Annotated in this window: 14 protein-coding genes; 8 read left to right on the top strand and 6 right to left on the bottom strand. The window is 45.2% G+C overall.

The window, feature by feature from the left end; translation table 11 throughout:
• Position 1: 1 nt before the first annotated feature.
• From VIA_RS12400 to VIA_RS12435, 8 genes are all read left to right on the top strand, one after another.
• Positions 2–1,591, top strand: coding sequence for a sigma-54 interaction domain-containing protein (locus VIA_RS12400; protein WP_004413353.1), 1,590 nt, complete (start codon positions 2–4; stop codon positions 1,589–1,591).
• Positions 1,592–1,596: 5 nt separating this feature from the next.
• Positions 1,597–2,229 (top strand): type VI secretion system-associated protein VasI, encoded by a 633-nt coding sequence (vasI, locus tag VIA_RS12405; protein ID WP_071816337.1) that lies wholly within the window; start codon positions 1,597–1,599, stop codon positions 2,227–2,229.
• Positions 2,230–2,231: 2 nt separating this feature from the next.
• Positions 2,232–3,638: a type VI secretion system protein TssA gene (gene tssA, locus VIA_RS12410; protein ID WP_004413355.1), complete on the top strand. Its 1,407-nt coding sequence runs from the start codon at positions 2,232–2,234 to the stop codon at positions 3,636–3,638.
• Between the two features lie 15 nt (positions 3,639–3,653).
• Positions 3,654–7,196, top strand: coding sequence for a type VI secretion system membrane subunit TssM (gene tssM, locus VIA_RS12415; RefSeq protein ID WP_004413356.1), 3,543 nt, complete (start codon positions 3,654–3,656; stop codon positions 7,194–7,196).
• Between the two features lie 54 nt (positions 7,197–7,250).
• Positions 7,251–8,510, top strand: coding sequence for a type VI secretion system ImpA family N-terminal domain-containing protein (locus tag VIA_RS12420; RefSeq protein ID WP_004413357.1), 1,260 nt, complete (start codon positions 7,251–7,253; stop codon positions 8,508–8,510).
• A 113-nt stretch (positions 8,511–8,623) separates the two neighbouring features.
• On the top strand, positions 8,624–9,061 hold the full coding sequence (locus VIA_RS12425) for a YcgN family cysteine cluster protein (protein WP_004413358.1): 438 nt from the start codon (positions 8,624–8,626) through the stop codon (positions 9,059–9,061).
• A 216-nt stretch (positions 9,062–9,277) separates the two neighbouring features.
• The gene (locus tag VIA_RS12430) at positions 9,278–9,796 is read left to right on the top strand and encodes a glycine zipper 2TM domain-containing protein (RefSeq protein WP_004413359.1); all 519 of its coding nucleotides are present in this window, start codon (positions 9,278–9,280) and stop codon (positions 9,794–9,796) included.
• 158 nt (positions 9,797–9,954) lie between these two features.
• On the top strand, positions 9,955–11,634 hold the full coding sequence (locus tag VIA_RS12435; protein ID WP_004413360.1) for a mechanosensitive ion channel family protein: 1,680 nt from the start codon (positions 9,955–9,957) through the stop codon (positions 11,632–11,634).
• A 26-nt stretch (positions 11,635–11,660) separates the two neighbouring features.
• Here the strand turns inward: VIA_RS12435 and VIA_RS12440 are convergent, their stop codons facing one another.
• The 6 genes from VIA_RS12440 to VIA_RS12465 all read right to left on the bottom strand — a co-directional run bounded on the left by VIA_RS12440 (position 11,661) and on the right by VIA_RS12465 (position 16,992).
• Positions 11,661–11,951, bottom strand: coding sequence for a putative quinol monooxygenase (locus VIA_RS12440; protein WP_004413361.1), 291 nt, complete (start codon positions 11,949–11,951; stop codon positions 11,661–11,663).
• Positions 11,952–11,974: 23 nt separating this feature from the next.
• Complete coding sequence (locus VIA_RS12445) at positions 11,975–12,370, bottom strand: VOC family protein (protein ID WP_004413362.1); 396 nt, start codon at positions 12,368–12,370, stop codon at positions 11,975–11,977.
• Between the two features lie 81 nt (positions 12,371–12,451).
• Positions 12,452–12,757, bottom strand: a complete 306-nt coding sequence (locus tag VIA_RS12450) for a ribbon-helix-helix domain-containing protein (protein ID WP_004413363.1) — start codon at positions 12,755–12,757, stop codon at positions 12,452–12,454.
• Positions 12,758–12,885: 128 nt separating this feature from the next.
• A complete protein-coding gene (locus VIA_RS12455) occupies positions 12,886–14,463 on the bottom strand; it encodes an alkaline phosphatase (protein WP_004413364.1) in 1,578 nt (525 codons plus the stop codon).
• 181 nt (positions 14,464–14,644) lie between these two features.
• Positions 14,645–16,534, bottom strand: coding sequence for a BCCT family transporter (locus VIA_RS12460; RefSeq protein WP_004413365.1), 1,890 nt, complete (start codon positions 16,532–16,534; stop codon positions 14,645–14,647).
• A 104-nt stretch (positions 16,535–16,638) separates the two neighbouring features.
• Entirely contained in the window at positions 16,639–16,992 is a 354-nt protein-coding gene (locus tag VIA_RS12465) for a hypothetical protein (protein ID WP_004413366.1), read from the bottom strand.
• Between the last annotated feature and the right edge of the window lie 75 nt (positions 16,993–17,067).

Genomic DNA, 17,067 nt, shown 5'->3' on the forward strand with positions numbered 1-17,067 from the left:
CATGGCGAATTGGTTAGTAAGGACGACTGAGCTGATTGGCATTAAGTCCAAAGATGAGTTAACTCAGACATTCGCTAAAGTATTGATTGAAGAGTTGAGTTTGGCGCATTGCTTGGTGCTTTCTCCCAACAATGAAGGGCGTCGACTGATCCCACACGATTCCAGTTTATCTGTATCGTGGTCAGTGAATGATTTGAGCAACCCGTTTGCTCACGTATTGCAAAATTCTAAGGCGATGACGCTTTCTGCCGATGAGTTGCTATTTTGGCAAACGGATCGCGCGTTCTGTGAATTAGTTTCTCAAGTTGGCATGTTCGATGGGGTGCGCATTCAGCCGCTACCTTTGCAGTCAAAGTACGTTCAATTTGTACTTTATATGCAAGGGGAGCCAAGCAAAATCAACACCGCTTTTGAAGACGACATGTGTACTGCGTTTGTTGGCGTGTTTACCAAACAGTGGCAATTACTTGATGAATTAGAGAAAGAGCAGCGAGATCTTAAAGAGTTATCGCAATCTCTCAGTGAGATTCAACGTGATAGAAAGCAGCATGAGCTTGCTAATGATCTGTCTCACTCACTTATTGGTGAAAGTCGCATCATGCAAAGGCTTCGTCAACAGATTGTGAGTGCGGCAGCGTCGCAACTCTCCGTGATGGTCCAAGGTGAGACGGGCACAGGTAAAGAGCTTGTTGCCCAAGCGATTCACCAGCTTTCTGCTCGTAATCAAAAACCAATGGTGGCGATTAACTGTGCGGCGATTCCTGAGAACCTGCTAGAAAGTGAACTGTTTGGTTATTGCAAAGGCGCCTTCTCTGGTGCCGATTCGGATCGCCAGGGACTGATTGCTCAAGCCGATGGTGGAACGCTATTCTTGGATGAAATTGGTGACATGCCGTTAGCGCTGCAAGCCAAGCTATTGCGTGTACTTGAGAGCAAAAGATTTAGACCTGTGGGTGGCAAAGAGGAGCAAGCGTCTGACTTTCGCCTGGTCTCAGCAACACACGTCAACCTGTTGGCTCAAGTCCAAGCAAAGAAGTTCAGACAGGACCTCTATTACCGACTGTTTCAATATCCGTTAACTCTACCGAAGTTAGCGGAGCGCCTAGAAGATATCGAGCAACTGAGTCTTCATTTCATTAATGAGTTTAATGAACTTCATGGGCGCACTATTCGTGGTCTTCATTACCGAGCACTAGATTGCTTAAAGCAGTATGCTTTCCCAGGCAACGTGCGCGAACTAAAACACCTAATCGAGTTTGGTTGCGCGCAGACTGATGATAACTCGGAAATCAGTGAAGGAAGCCTAGCTAATCGTATCGCATGTTTAAACTTTGAACTGAAAAGCTTGAGCGAGCCAACACAGATGGTTGCTCCTTCTCACTTTATTCAAGACAGCCCTTATCAGCATCAACCGAGTGACTTTGCTGGCATCACTGACTTGAAGCAAGCGGTGAGTGATTATGAAGAACAGATTATTCGCGACCGCTTAAACTTCTTCGCTGGCAATCGAGGTAAAGCTGCCAAAAGTTTAGGCATCCCAAAGAGAACATTGGCATACAAGTGTCAGAAGCTGGAGATCAAAGCGCTGTGAGAGTAGTGATAACCAGACTTGTTGGCTTGGCATGTGCCCTTTGGTGGTTGCCTGTGAACGCTCAAGCGACAAATACATATCAGTGGGAACAGGTGGATCAATGTCGAATCATTGCTAAAAGGCTTGAGCGACTAAGATGTTTTGATCAGTTGTTTGATACGCCCGTGGCTTTAAACGGACAGAATCATGAGGCCGATAAGCCTAAAGCGTGGATGCTTGCTTACCCAAAAAGTAGAGCGGAGGACAACCTGACTCCGGACTTGAATGAATCTGACTCAGGTAAGGATGCTTGGGTCACTTTACCGGCTTTGCCCCTAGGAGACGTTGATTCCCCGGTGCTCGTTATGAGCTGTATGGATGAAATCAGTCGAGTCCAGTTAGCGCTACCTAAGCCATTAATTGATGCTCGCATTTCCGTTTCAGTGGCACAAGGTCAGCGTGAGTATTGGAGAAGTGATGATGAAGGAGTGGTGTTCTCATCAGCACAGGGTCTTCCGGCGATTGAGTTGATGAAACGCATGGCTCAACAGAGAAAGGTCACGCTGAGGTCAAACTCAGAAACGGTTGATGGGTTGCAGTTTGACACAGTGGCTCTGCAAGCGGCGCTGCGTCCCTTACGTCAGCGTTGTCGGTGGTAAATATGGAACTTACTCAATACCGCACTTGCATTGTCTCACCGATCAGTGATGCCTCTCCTGTAGGTGAACGTCTACTGGATGAACCATTATTTGATTTCATTGAAGATCAAATGATGAAGGTAGGGTCACTCTCTCATGCTAGCGTTCAGTGGCAAGAGGTGGAGCACAGTACACTCCAGTTACTTAAAGAAAAAAGTAAAGACATCAAACTCTTGGTGTACTTGCTGCAATGTCTGCATCAAGACTTGAGCGCAGATCGCTTGATCGCTTCATTCAATGTGATGGGAGATTTTATTTCTCACTATTGGCAGGAGAGTTTTCCTGCGCCAGGTAAACGCGGCAACCTTCCTCGTCGTAAATTCTTTAGTCAAATGTGCCAACGCTTCTCGATGGCGTTGGATAAGTTCGACTTTAGCCAACTTGATGGTCAAGCACGAGACGACTTGAACTGTGCGGTGTCAGCATGGCAGGAAGTTATTACGACGAATGAGCTCCAATCAGACATGGTTGAGTCGATTGCTTTAACCATAGAGAACCAACTACGTAAAGCGAGTGAGCGTGAGCAGGTAAACCGCCAAGAGTCGCCAGTGACTTCCGAGGCAGCATTAAGTGTACCTGACACCAGACCTGCCCCTTTGGTTATTGATAACTCAAGTGGCAAAGCGGCCAAAGAAACCTTGTTTAAAGTCGCTGACTTTCTTTCAGAGCAAGAATTTGGGGCAGCGCTGTCGATTCGAGTGCGTCGTCATGCTTTGTGGGGGGCGATTAGCTCGTTACCAGATCATGATAGTAATGGACATTGCTTGCTAAGAGGAATGAATCCTGACCGTGCCAAAGAGTACCGAGACCGTTGTTCTCAGCCCAACTTAGCGCTGTGGCGACAAGTGGAACAGAGTATCACCATGTCACCATTTTGGTTCGAAGGGCAATTGCTCAGTCATGATATCGCCAAAGCGCTTGGCTATGAGCAGTGGTGCCAAGCGATTAGAGAAGAGACCCAGATGTTTATGGAGCGCTTTCCTCACGTCACCAACTTGAAGTTCAAGGATGGTGAGCCGTTTATCTCCGATTCAGTTAAGCAGTGGTTGGAGAGCAGTGAAGGTCTCAATGCATCAGCGCCGCGAATGAACAGTTGGCAAGAGCAAAGGGATGAAGTCTTTAACCTTGCGAAAGAAGGCGGAATTGCCGTTGCGATGTCGAGAATCAATGATGGTTTAGTTAAAGCGAGTGAACCACGAGAGAAGTTTTACTGGCGACTGCTTAGCGCCGAACTGCTGAAACATCATCACCTTGATGGGATGGCTAAAGAACAATTTCAACATTTAAAACAAGAAGCTATGCAAGCGCAAGTCTCTCAGTGGGAACCTTCGCTCATAGAACAATTAGAGCAAAATACAGCGTCAGTGTAAGTTAAAGGAATCCCCATGTGGAAAAGTGTTATAGGGTTTGCAGCTAAGTGCAAACCGGGCATGGCAGCAGCGATGCCAGTATTACTCCTTATTTTATTTATTTTAGTCAATGTCTCCATCTGGTGGGCAGGCCCTTGGCTTGCAATCGGAGACTCGCGACCTCTAGAAACAGTGATAGCCCGAGGCTTAACGTCCGTTATCTTCACATTGTTTACCATATCCGGTTGGGGATTATGGCAGTGGAAGCGGTTACGAACGCTGAAAAATCAGCAGCATCGTGAAGAGCAACTGAAACAAGATCCGATTTCTGTTTATGAACAGCGCCAAGAAAGTGAATTAAATGGCGTCATGGCAGAAATGAAGCAGAGTTTGAATAGCCGAAACTATTTGTATGCTCTGCCTTGGTATCTAGTACTTGGTTTAGAGAATGCCGGTAAGACAAGCTTGATTAATCGCTCTGGGCAGAACTTTGCACTGTCATCGGTTATGCGCGCTTCGGGAAAAAAGAGTGATAACCCATACTCGTTTGACTGGTGGATTGGTGACGAATCGGTGCTGATCGACCCCGATGGGGAGTTGCTCACCCAAGGCAACCGAAGCGAAGATAATGACGGTGAACTTGAGCGCCGACTATGGCTTAACTTTATTCATTGGTTAGACAAAACCCGTAGCCGCAGACCACTTAATGGTATTGTTTTAGCCTTAGACGTTTCTCATTTGGCGACGTCAACGGCCTCTGAACGCAAAGCTTATGCGAACTTGTTGCGTGCAAGAATCCGTGAACTAATGGAAACACTGACCACGCGACTGCCTGTCTATATCACTTTGACCAAATTGGATCTTTTGCATGGCTTTGAACCCTTCTTTAAACACTACTCAAGAGATCAGCGTGATGAAGTGTTGGGTTTCACTTTTTCACTGGAATCGGTTGAAAACGTCGATCACTGGTTAGAAGAGTTCACCCAAGAGTATGGGAAATTTGTCGGTCGAATCAATGAGCTGCTTCCTCATGCGGTTTCTGAACCGTTAGAGCAAGAAGAGCGAGCTGCGATCTACAGCTTTACACGTCAGATTTCGGGTTTGCAAAGTATCTTGAAAGGCTTCTTTGAAGATGCGTTATCGAGCGATCAATTCTCGACCTCAGCCTTGGTTCGCGGTGCCTACTTTACATCGGTTTATCAGCAAGGGGTGCCAAGTAACGCGTTCAGTGATTCTGCGGCTCGTCGCTACGGCCTATCGCACGCGATAAACAAAGCTCAACATGCAAAAAACTCTACGGTGTATTTTACCCAGCAACTGTTTAGCAACATTATCTACCCAGAAGCGGGCCTAGCCTCTGACAACTTCCGAGTTGCCAAGCAAAAGCGTCGCCTTATCGGGCTCTCTTTTGCAATTTGTACAGTAGCATCCGTACTATTGGTGGGTACTTGGCATCAATATTACTCAAAGAACTATAACCAGTCAGAAGCGGTACTGACCAAAGTTAATGAGTATAAAAAGCAGTTTCCTTCGAATTTATCCATTGCGTCGCAGAAGGATATTTTGGAACCACTGAATAAGATTCGTCAGGCAACATTAGAGTTTGGTTTCTTTAGGGAAAAACCCAAGTACATCTCGGATTTGGGCCTTTACCAAGGACATACAATCGGTCCTATGGTTGAGGATACTTACCTTAACTTGCTTGAAAGCCGTTTCTTGCCACTACTCATGGCAGACGTAGTTGTGGACTTAAAGCAAGCTTCTAGCGACGAAGAAAAGTTAGCCACATTGCGAGTCTATCGAATGATGGTTGATAAGAGCGGGCGCTATAAAGATTATGTTCTCGATTACTTTAGTAAGTATTGGCAGCGCGCTTTTGCTGGGGATAAAGCGGTTCAAGGCCAGTTGCTTGAGCACTTAGACTATGCAATGCGTCATACTGATCTGGAGGCTTCAAAGTTAGCCGGAGACGAATTGGCGATTGCCGCGATGAAACCGTACGAGTCGACCATCGCTGAGGTGCAAGATGAACTGAGTACTATGCCAAATGATCAACGTGTTTATCGTAACTTAAAACTGAATGCACAGACCGTTCTTGGTCCATCGATCAGTATCCGTAACCTAGTTGGGCCAATCTTTGATGTGGTGTTCGAAGAGCGCGTATCTAATCAGAGCTTGTACATTCCCCAGATGCTAACTAAGGCAGGGTTTGAAAACTACTTTATGCCGCGTTCTGAGTCTGTATCAGAGCTAGCTCTTATCGATAGTTGGGTATTGGGTCAGTCGAAAACGGCGCAATTTAGCGAAGCAGATAAGCAAGTCTTGCGTGAGAAGATTCGTAATCTTTATGTGGCAGACTATATCAACACATGGCGCGCTGCTCTCAATGATATCGATATGAAGTATTTCTCAGATCTGAATGATGCCGTGGTGGTTCTAGAAAACATCACTGGTAACGTTGAGCCTCTGCAGCGACTACTGAGAACGCTCGATAGTAATACACAGTTGATTGCAGGCTTTGATGTCTCGGACGAAGCGGAAGCTGAGTTGGCGAAAAATGCCAAATATCAAGTATCGTCGAATATTCAGTCTCCTTTCGCTGAGCTGAACTTAATGTTGCAGCCGGTTGGTGAGCAACCGCCTTATATTAATGAGGTGCTTAACTCCGTCGATGAGCTAAAAGCTTACCTAAAAAGTATTCAAGAGTCCCCAGATGTTGGTATGGCGGCATTGGAAGCGACGAAATCGCGAGTCAAATTAGTCAGTGCTGACCCAATTTATACGCTGAAACGAATCTCTTCTGGCTTGCCAAAACCGTTAGACATGATGATGGAAAAGCTAGCCGATGAGAGTTGGTATGTGGTTAAACAGGAAGCGATTAAGCACTTAGAAGTACGTTGGTTTGAGGATGTGTATCAGCCATATTATGCCAAGCTTGCGAATCGATACCCGTTCAATGACAAATCAACCAAAGATGTGGCTCTAGAGGACTTTGAAACTTTCTTTGCGCCAAAAGGTACGCTTGATAACTTCTATTCGAACCAACTCAAAATCTTTATTGATGAGAATATCTCTGTCGATGGCTCCGACTCAGCGCAGTCTATCATCAGACCAGAAGTATTAGCGCAAATTAAGCAAGCGCAGAGAATTCGTCAGGCATTCTTTAACCGTAAGGGCATCTTAGATGTGAATTTCTCGATCGAGCCGATTCAGCTAAGTAGCAATAAACGACGCAGTGTCCTAAATATCGATGGACAATATCTATCTTATAGCCATGGCCCTAGATCGGGAGCCGAACTGATATGGCCAAATACACTGCGTGATTCCGCTATATCTAAAGTTACCTTGGTGCCAACTAAGACGAATACCTCGCCTCGCAGTATTAATATCCAAGGGCCTTGGGCATTTTTCAGACTGCTCGATAAAGGGGATGTATTGGCGGCGAGTCCAACCTCGGTTGACTACAAGTTTGGCTTCGCTGGTGGTGAGATGATTTATCGTATTAACGCCGAATCTGACGCGAACCCGTTTACTGAACGTCTGTTTAAATCATTTAAGCTTTCTCAGACCCTCTATTAACAATGATTAGGGAGTGGCGTTGTTCACTCCCTATCGCATTTGGACGAAGTTGTTATGTCCCATATTGTTATACTCGATCAAAAAAACTATACCATTGTTTCTGAACCTGAAGAGATCAGGAAAACAGATACTTATCAAAAAGTAAGAGATGAAATTAACAGTCGTTTCAACCCACTATCGGGGGGCACCAACTGGCAAGTTGTGCATGATGGCTGTGAGCAGCTTGCTTTTGATCTCGGCATAGATTTGTTGATGAGCTGCTATTTAACTATCGCAAAATTAAAATTGGAAGGAGTCAAAGGCTACGCCAACGGGTTAGAGCTTATTAATCGTTGTCTGACTCTGCAACCTGAGCCAAGCGCAAAGCTTGCCAAGATTCAAAAAGAGCTACTTGATTGGGTCAATGGCAAGGCTTTACCGGAACTCAAGGGAATGAAGCTGACACATGAACAGTTGAGAGATTTATACCGAAGTGAACGCTTATGCGAAAAAGCACATCATTGGTTAGCTTCTCGTCAGCCAGAGCATGAAGTGAACTTTGAAGGCGTGGGCTTTGTTCTGTTTGAGCATATCGATAAAATCGAAACTCAATACCATACCGCGGTAAAAAGGGTTGAAAAATCAGATCAGCAAATGAGCCAATATGTCCCTAAGACGAAGTATCGATGGGGGCTGCTAATTTCAAGTGTGCTGTCTATTTCCGTGGTGTCGGCTAGCTGGTGGTATATACCGAATATCTTGGCCAGTTATCAGCCGCAATATAAAGCGGTTAAAGAAGTCCCGGCGCTAAACCGAGATAACTTGCCTGAGTTCGTAACGCAAACCTCCGCAGAGACACGACATAAGTATCAATCACAGATAGTTGAACTCTATCAACAGGCAATTGAAGAGCAGTTAGAAACTTCGGTTGAACAGCCTAATTTGCAGGTAATGAGCCAAGTTGATGTTTTAACACGCCTATTTGCTGAAGATGAACGGGTAGAAGCCATTGCTCAGGCTGTCGAGCAAGATCAGCAGATTGCCCTTGAACAAGTCGGTTCATTTGTCGACCGCTTTAATGAAGCGAGAACCAAAATGGCCAATATTGCATTGATGGTCAAAAACCGCCAGTGGTCTCAAGCGACACAAGCAACCAAATCATTAGAGAAGCTCGCCATCAGCTTATCGCCCATTTATGCCCGTGTTGGTTATATCGAACGCTTAATCGAGCAAGAGGAGTATCACCAAGCTGAAACTGAATTGGCGGAGTTAACCGTCAGGTTGAACAACCTCAGTTGGAAAGTGGCGCAATTAAGCCAAAGTCTGGTTAACTGATGGCGAAAGATTATCTTGCACCGGACCTAATTGCTTGCACTTTGGTTAAAGGATCTATATAAATTCGGCTTTCCTTTTTTCATGACGTATTTGAATATTTGAGGTTGGCGAATATGACCCATTTCTGGCAGCAAAAAGCTTTAGAGCAGATGACCGAACAAGAGTGGGAGTCACTTTGCGATGGCTGTGGTAAATGCTGTTTGCACAAACTCATGGATGAAGATAGCGACGAAATTTACTACACCAATGTGGCATGTAGCTTACTCAATAGTAAAACGTGTTCGTGTAAAGACTATCCGAATCGTTTTAATTACGATGAAGAGTGTACTAAGTTAACGCGCGACGATATTGAAGACTTTACTTGGTTGCCTCATACCTGCGCTTACCGTCTATTGGCAGAGAAACAGCCTTTGCCAGAGTGGCACCCATTGATAACAGGTTCTAAATCAGCAATGCACGCTGCTGGCGAAAGTGTTCGTAATAAAGTGGTGTATGAAATCGACGTCGTAAATTGGGAAGACCACATTTTGAATCATCCTAACCGAGATTAGGATACTTGTTTGCGGAGGCCTAATTGAAGCCTCTGCTTTTTCCCAACTTAGTTCCGTGACGTTTTAGCCTCTACTATGTTCATACTCACTTTTTCTGACGGGCCTCACCCGGCACTCTTCACTCACTACTGACACAACTCTTAACTCAACTTGATTGTTTGTCCCTTCAATGCGATTAGCATATCCGCCAGTTAGTATTATCGTTAGGACAATCGAGTGAAAATCAAATCTATAATCTTTGCCATTACGACGGCAACGCTTCTTAGTGCGTGTCAGGACGACAAAGCGCCCGCGCCAACTTATGCAACGGTGACTTCTGTAGAGCCAATTACTGAGCAGGTGCAAACACCGCATCAAGTTTGTAAAGATGTGGTTGTGACGACTCAGGCTGACATTAAAGATGAAAATAAATTGGTCGGTACATTGGGTGGGGCAGCAGCAGGCGCAGCGTTAGGTAATCAAGTTGGTGGCGGCTCGGGTAAAACTATCGCGACTGCTGTTGGCACTGTAGCAGGTGCCATGACAGGTCGAAAGATCCAAGATAACGCGCAAAAAAATGATGTGATTACCACGACGCAAAGACAATGTAATACGCAATACACTACGTCAAGTAAGACCGTAGGCTATAGCGTGACCTATGATTTGGGCGGCACAGCGGTAACGGCGAAAACGACCAATAAGCCACAAGGTAATATTCTGCCAATTGTTGATGGAAAGGTTATCCTTCCAGAGTAAAATCTGAATTGCGTCGATTTTGATTTATGCAGTCATCTTATTGGCTGCTTTTTTGTATATATTAACTAAGCGATATCAATTGTTAGGGCGTAGTGGTGTAAACTCTAGGCTCATTCATATAATAAACAAATAGTTGTATTTGTCTTTCTGAGGTAATTATGAATTTATTGTCTCACCGTAGCATCAAGTGGTATGTCAGCTTGACCCTTATGCTTAGTGTATTGTTCAGTCCGCTTTCAATAGCAGCCCAAGAAGCGCCTGTCGTTAGCACGTCGAGCACACAGACTGCGTTCAACAAAATCAACACAGACCTAAAAGAACTCTCTGATACGCTGGCTTCATCGAGTGGTGATGAGAAGGATGCGCTTCAACTTAAGCTATTTCAAAAAAATGAAGAGTTGCGAACAGTTCTTTCCAATGCAGTAAGACAAGGCTCTCTGCCAAAAGAGCAGTTGATTGCTCAGGTTAAGATGCAGCAAAACTACTCGAAAGGCGCAACGCTATATCTTGATGAAAAGATTAAAGCGCTAAACATTAAGATTGATGATGCCAAAGATGAAGAGCGGCTATCACTGCTTAATGAGTATCAAGAACTTCAACACTACTTTGATAATGTCATTCAATCGAGTTGGCAAAATATTGAGTGGCTAGAGGATTTAGGCGTAGAAGAAGCGGAGACTAAAACACAGTTTCGCGCTGTTGTTGCTAAGCGTTTACGTGTTGTATCGGCTTCTGTCGAGTACTTTAGCCAGCAGATTGAAGTGGTTGGTAAGCAATTAACGGTTAGCCCGGAGTCTGAGAAAGCGAGTCTACAGCTTCACCAGTTAGTGGTTAAGCAGCGTATGAACATCGCGGTGGAAAGTCTTTCTTCTCTTATCCCTATTGCGGATCAACTTGAGATTGATACTTCCGAATACAAACGTTTGATGTTTGAAGTGACGGGAAGCATTACTCAAGATCTGTTTGAAGGAAAAGTGATTCTTTCCATCGTCAGTCATTGGTCGACAAATGCGTTTGATTGGCTCGGAGATAACGCCACTCAGTACATCTTCCAACTGTTTATTTTTGTGCTGCTGCTACTGGCGACTAAGCTATTGGCCAAGTTAGTGCGTAAGGTTGTGAGCAAAACCGTAGTCTCGAAAAATCTTAAGCTTTCTCAGTTGATGCAGGACTTCTTTATTGGCATGTCTGGCAACATCGTCTGGGTGATTGGTATTTTAGTCGCCTTGTCACAAGTTGGGCTTAACTTAGCGCCAGTATTAACCGGTTTCGGTATTGCTGGTGTGATTATCGGCTTTGCGTTGCAAGACACCCTGTCTAACTTTGCTGCGGGTATGATGTTACTGATCTACCGTCCGTTTGATGTTGGTGACTTTGTCTTTGCTGGTGGCGTGGATGGTAAGGTTAGCCACATGAGCTTAGTGAATACTACGATTAAGACGTTCGATAACCAGATCATTATTATTCCAAACAGTAAGATTTGGGGTGACGTGATAAAGAACGTGACGCATGAGCGCCTACGTCGTGTTGATATGGTGTTTGGTATTGGTTATTCCGATGACTTACTGAAAGCAGAGAGCATTCTAACTGATATCGTACATGAGCATCCGGCTGTACTGAAAACACCAGAGCCGAACATTAAGGTCCACACCTTAAATACTTCATCAGTTGATTTCATTGTTCGCCCTTGGGTCAAAACAGATGACTACTGGGATGTCTATTGGGATGTGACCAAAGAGGTCAAGCTTCGCTTTGATCGAGAAGGGATCTCAATTCCATTCCCACAGCAAGATGTGCATTTACACATGGTGAAAGAAAACGGTACCACAGAACAGTAGAAAGAGCGCCGCAAGGCGCTCTTCTTTTATGCGGACAATTCTTCTAAGAAAGTGATCGTTGGTTGCTGTTCTAGAAGGCCGTCTAAGCTAGCCAGTAGTTCAACGAAGTATGGCTGCTTGCAGTGATCATCAAATGCGGCTTGGTCAGAAAACTGTTCTTGGAAGGTAAAGGTTGCTGCATTGTCTTTATCTTTAAATAGGCAGTAGCGAGTATTGCCAGGTTCTTGGCGAGTTGGTGCTAGCATGGCAACCAAAAGTGCTTCGAGCTGTTGTTCTTGTCCGGCTTTAGCGTGAAATGTCGCGGTTAAATTGATCATTGTGTTTACTCTTTTTTGGTTTGTTATAAGTATCGGCCCTGCCTATGCAGGAATTCGATTTTGTACCCATCTGGGTCAGTAATAAAAAAGAAGGTCGCAAGGTGGGATTCGTTATGGTTAAACGCCTTAACGTCTGACGCTTCAATCCCAAGATTGCGGATACGTCGGTGTGCTTGTTCGATATCTTCAACACTCACCGCAAGGTGGCCGTAACCAGAACCGTGAGTATAAGGCTCTGATTGGTCGTGGTTGTGGGTCAATTCTAGTTCGAACCCTGTTTCCGCGTTGGCTAAATAGGTCAGGCTAAAGTTGTCGAAGATATATTGATCGTTGATTTCAAGCTCAAGTGCGTTGCGGTAGAAATCGATCGATTCGGCAAGGTTACTGACCCTTACCATTGAGTGGATGAGTTTTGTCATATCTACCTCTTATTCTGATGGGCGTTAGAATAAAGGCAGAGGAAAGTGAGTAGGTAGTACTAGAGTACGACAGTCGAAACTTTAGTGATTTGCGATGAGCTGTTGTTTGACAAGACTCATGACGTCATCTGGCTGACGCAAATAGATTAGGCAGGCGCAGCGTAGTAGAGAGGTGAAATTACTGATCTCTCCGTTGTGTTGCAAAGCCTCTTTGTAGATGTAACTGATAAAGCGAGGCAAGGTCATTTCTTGCTTAGCCGCAATCTCTTCTAGAATCTGCCAGAAGCTGGCTTCGAGTTTAATACTGGTCGCATGGCCATCGATTCGAATTGAACGAGCAACGGTTTGATAGTTTTCTTGAGGCTGTTTGGAGAAGATATCACACATAATTATCGGGGCTAGTTTGCGAGTGTGGGTCTATTTTTATCTTTTCAGCAGTGATGAGTCAATGAATAGCACTACAAATAAAAAACGCCCCGAAGGGCGTTGAATCAAACAAGTGACACTTATTCTGGCTAGTTTACTTGTGCTTTTATGTATTCACCTAGCTCTGAATGGTGCATGATCTTTGAGACTGGAAGAATTTTTTCAGCGGGTCCCCAAGCAAACACATTAACAGGTGTGTGGGTGTGGGTTCCTGTGCCCCAAACGATGTTTTGCCCCGTCGCTTGTTCACGAGCGAGCAGATTACCGCGATCGTTGTATGGGAAGAAAGCGTCAAAGTCATTAATGGCTGGGACTTCTTCTTTCGACAAGTATTTGTGTTGTGCCAAGCGATAAGGGTTTGGCTTGCTTGCCATCACGTTCTTCGCTTGCTCTGCAGTAATAGGGAATGCGCTGTTCTGATTGACGATTTCCGCAAGCTTTTCTGGTGTCTGCTCACTCTTATCCAATTTTTGGAATTGACTGATCATGCCGTAGTAGCTCTGCTTTTGATTATATAGGCCATCAAGAATCTCAAATGCACCAAAGTTGAAGTTAGGCGCATAGTCTCGATTAGCAAACGCTTCACCAGAACGCTTTTGTGGTTTCGGTAAATCTTGTGAAGAATAGCTGAAGCCGAAAGAACCAGTTTCGTGATCCGCGGTTACGATGACAATCGTGTCGTCTCGACCTTTCGCCCATTGATAAACCGATTGAACTGCTTCATCAAACTTGATCATTTCGTGCAGCATTGTACCTGCATCATTACTGTGACCCGCCCAATCAATTTGCCCCCCTTCAACCATAAGGAAAAATCCATCTTTATCCTTTGAAAGAATGTTCAATGCTTTATCGGTCATCTCTTTCAAGCTTGGCTGTGTTCTTTGTGGATTGGATTTGTTATTGCTGTATGCAATGCCGTCATCCATCCCAGAGTAGGCAAATAAGCCGAGCAGTTTGTCGCCTTTAGCTTCATCTAGCATGTTACGGTTGAACGCGAGCTGATAACCGTCACTTTGCGCTTCACTCAGTAGGTTACGTTCATCCTTACGCTTTGATTTCAGGTAGACGTCACCTTGAGTCAATTGCTCAAGCTGCTGATAAGTTTCGCCTTTATCATTGGTTGATTTTGGAATCCAATGGCGTAAACCTCCAGATAACATGACGTCGACACCGGTTTTAAGCATGTCTGATGCAATGTCATTTTCTAATGAACGGTGGGGTTGGTGCGCGGCAAAAGCGGCTGGTGTCGCGTGAGTTAAACGCGTGTCGGATACTAAGCCTGTCGCTTTACCTGCCTTCTTCGCTTTCTCAAGTACGGTTTCAACATGGTTTCCTTGAGAGTCGATACCAATCACTTCTGAAGCGGTGTAAATCCCTGTTGCAAGCATAGTTGCTGAACATGCTGAATCTACAACAATCGCATCTTCAGGGTGAGTGAGAGAAGAACCGATGACGCCATCTTGGGCAAGGTTATAAAGAGCGGTTTTCTTCCCTTTGTAGATGGAATTTGGGGCTTGATTGGCGTAAGTCTCTAATAAGCCAACTTGCTGTGGGCCCATACCGTCACCAATCATCAAAATGACGTTTTTGATTTCCGTTGAGAGCGCATTGAAAGAGAGCGTAGAGGTTGCCACTGCGGCAATAATTGGTTTTATTAGCTGCTTCATTGTTTATCCCTTTTAATATAAGCGGGATGATTAAAACATTGCTTTATTTCAAAATTGCTTCGTCTATGTTTCAACTATATGAAATTGAGTAATCATTCAGTTTTTGTTTTCTGCATAAGAAAAGCCCACAGAGAAGTGGGCTTTGAGTTAGGAAGGAAAAGAAAAATTGAGTCAAATAGGCTTAGCTTGCCGCGGCCACAACCGCTTGATTAAACTCACTTCTTGCCTGTTGAGCTTGTTCCGATGCTGCGAGCTTTGCATCTTGCGCTTTAGATACTGCCTCTAGAGCTGCTTGCAAATCATCTTGCAGTTCTTGTGGTAGATGATGATCAGAGAACTCTTCTTCGCCATTGTGCTCAAGAGCGAAAGCGCGGATGCGTTTTTTCACTTTCATCACGTTTGCCATTGCTTCGCGTTCAAGTTCGGCTGCCTCTTGTGCTGCATCACGGCTACTTTCAAAGCGCGCTAAAGCCATACCTTCAGAAGACCAAGGGTCCATATCTGGCAGTTCTTCAATGTTGATGGTTGGTTCAACGTAATCTTCTTGATGACGCAGGTCTAGTGAGGTTGCACGTACCGCTGAAATCATCAGCATTACTGAAATACCGAGCAATGGTAGACCACCGACGATCGCAGCGGTTTGTAGTGTACTTAGACCGCCAAGGAACATCAGAACAGTCGGTAGGAACGACAGGGTAAATGCCCAGAACATACGGTTCCAACGCATTGGCTCTTCGGTCACATTGTTTTGTACTACAGACGCGAGGATGTAAGAGATCGAGTCAAAGGTCGTCGCTGTAAAAATGACACACAGTAGCGTAAATACTGCAATCACTAGGGTGCTCATCGGTAGGGCATCAAGCATCGAGAAGATCGCTTTGGTTGCGCCTTCCGCGTTTAAAATACCTACTACGTCTAACTCACCAGACAGTTGTAGAGATAGACCATAGTTACCTAAGATCATGAAGAATAGGAAACAGCCAAGTGAGCCAAAGAAGATCGAGCCAGAGACCATCTGCTTGATGGTGCGACCGCGAGAGATACGCGCAACGAACAGACCCATACTTGGCGCAAATACTAGCCACCAAGCCCAGTAGAAAATCGTCCAGTCTTGTGGGAAGTGAGTATCGTCGAATGTGCCGTAGCCACCAAATGGTTCTGCCCATGTCGCCATCACAAAGAAGTTAGATAGCATGCGACCAATTGAGTCTAGGCCAGTTTCTAGCATGAAAATGGTTGGGCCGACGGCTAGAACAAACGCTAGCAGACCCATCGCACCCCAGAAGTTGATGTTACTAAGGATCTTGATGCCTTTTTCCATACCTGCGTACGAAGAGTAAGCAAAAATCGCAGTACACACCATTAGGATTGCGATCTGGCTTTGCGTGCTTTGCTCGATACCAAATAGGAAGTAAAGACCTTCACCGATTAGCGGTGCCGCAAGGCCTAGTGTTGTCGCTGCGCCGCCAAGTAGGCCAAAGATAAATAGGATATCAACGATTTTACCTGGTATACCTTTAGTGCGCTCTTCACCAATAACTGGCATCAGTGCGCTAGATACTTTTAGTACAGGTTGCTTACGGACATAGAAGAAATAAGCGATTGGAAGTGCAGGAATTAAGTAGATTGACCAAGCGATAGGTCCCCAGTGGAATAGACCGTAGGTTGCCGCCCAGCGCACCGCCTCTTCGCTACCTGGTTCTAGCTGGAATGGAGGTGATTGATAGTAGTAGGCCCATTCGATACAGCCCCAGTAAAGGATACTGGCACCAATGCCGCCACAAAACAGCATCGCAGCCCATGACGCCGTAGCAAACTCAGGCTTTTCATCTGGGTCACCTAGCTTGATTTGACCCATGTCGCTGAACACAACATAAATCATAAAGAAGAAGGCGCTGATGCCTAATGCAAGGTAAAGGAAACCGAGTTTATCGGTCATAAAGCTTTTTGCTACAGCAATCCAGTCTGCACCCTGCTGAGGGAATAGGATTAGGGGAAAAATGATACTCAGCAGAAGGGCGATGGCGCCAAAAAACGTGGGCTTATCAATAAGCGAAAAAGAGTTTCTCACAAGTTAACTTTCCATAAACAAATCGTTACTCGATTATGGAGTGAGCAAGGTCAAGGCGACAAACGAGGTTGTTTGTCGAGATGACTAATAATAGTTATGCGAGTTTAGAGGATCGCTAAAAGAATGCCGCCAACGGTTGCCGCAGCGGAAAGATATTGCCCCGCTGAGTACGAACCATCTTCTTCTTCAATCTTGTCTGGGTGGTCCATGCCTAAGGCACCATGAGCGAATGACTCGACTTTATCTCCCACGCTTTTTCCACTTTCTGCTGACGCTTTGCCATCTTTTTCTATTTGTTGCAGCGCGGCCAAAAGAGCCTTTCCTTCATCGGATAAGGTAACCGTGTTCTGCTCTACTTTCAGTGGAGTAGAGTTTGTTTGCTGGCTTGCATGCGTCGCTTGAGGCTTGACTTGTTGGGTAGGAGACAGCTTCGCTGGTTCCATTCCTACTGGGGTCATAGTGATCTCCTTACATTACCCTCAGACACTATATCGACGGTTTGGTGAAAAACTTGTGCAAAATATGCATAATTT

Source organism: Vibrio orientalis CIP 102891 = ATCC 33934 (assembly GCF_000176235.1).
In the GTDB taxonomy this organism is placed as follows: domain Bacteria; phylum Pseudomonadota; class Gammaproteobacteria; order Enterobacterales; family Vibrionaceae; genus Vibrio; species Vibrio orientalis.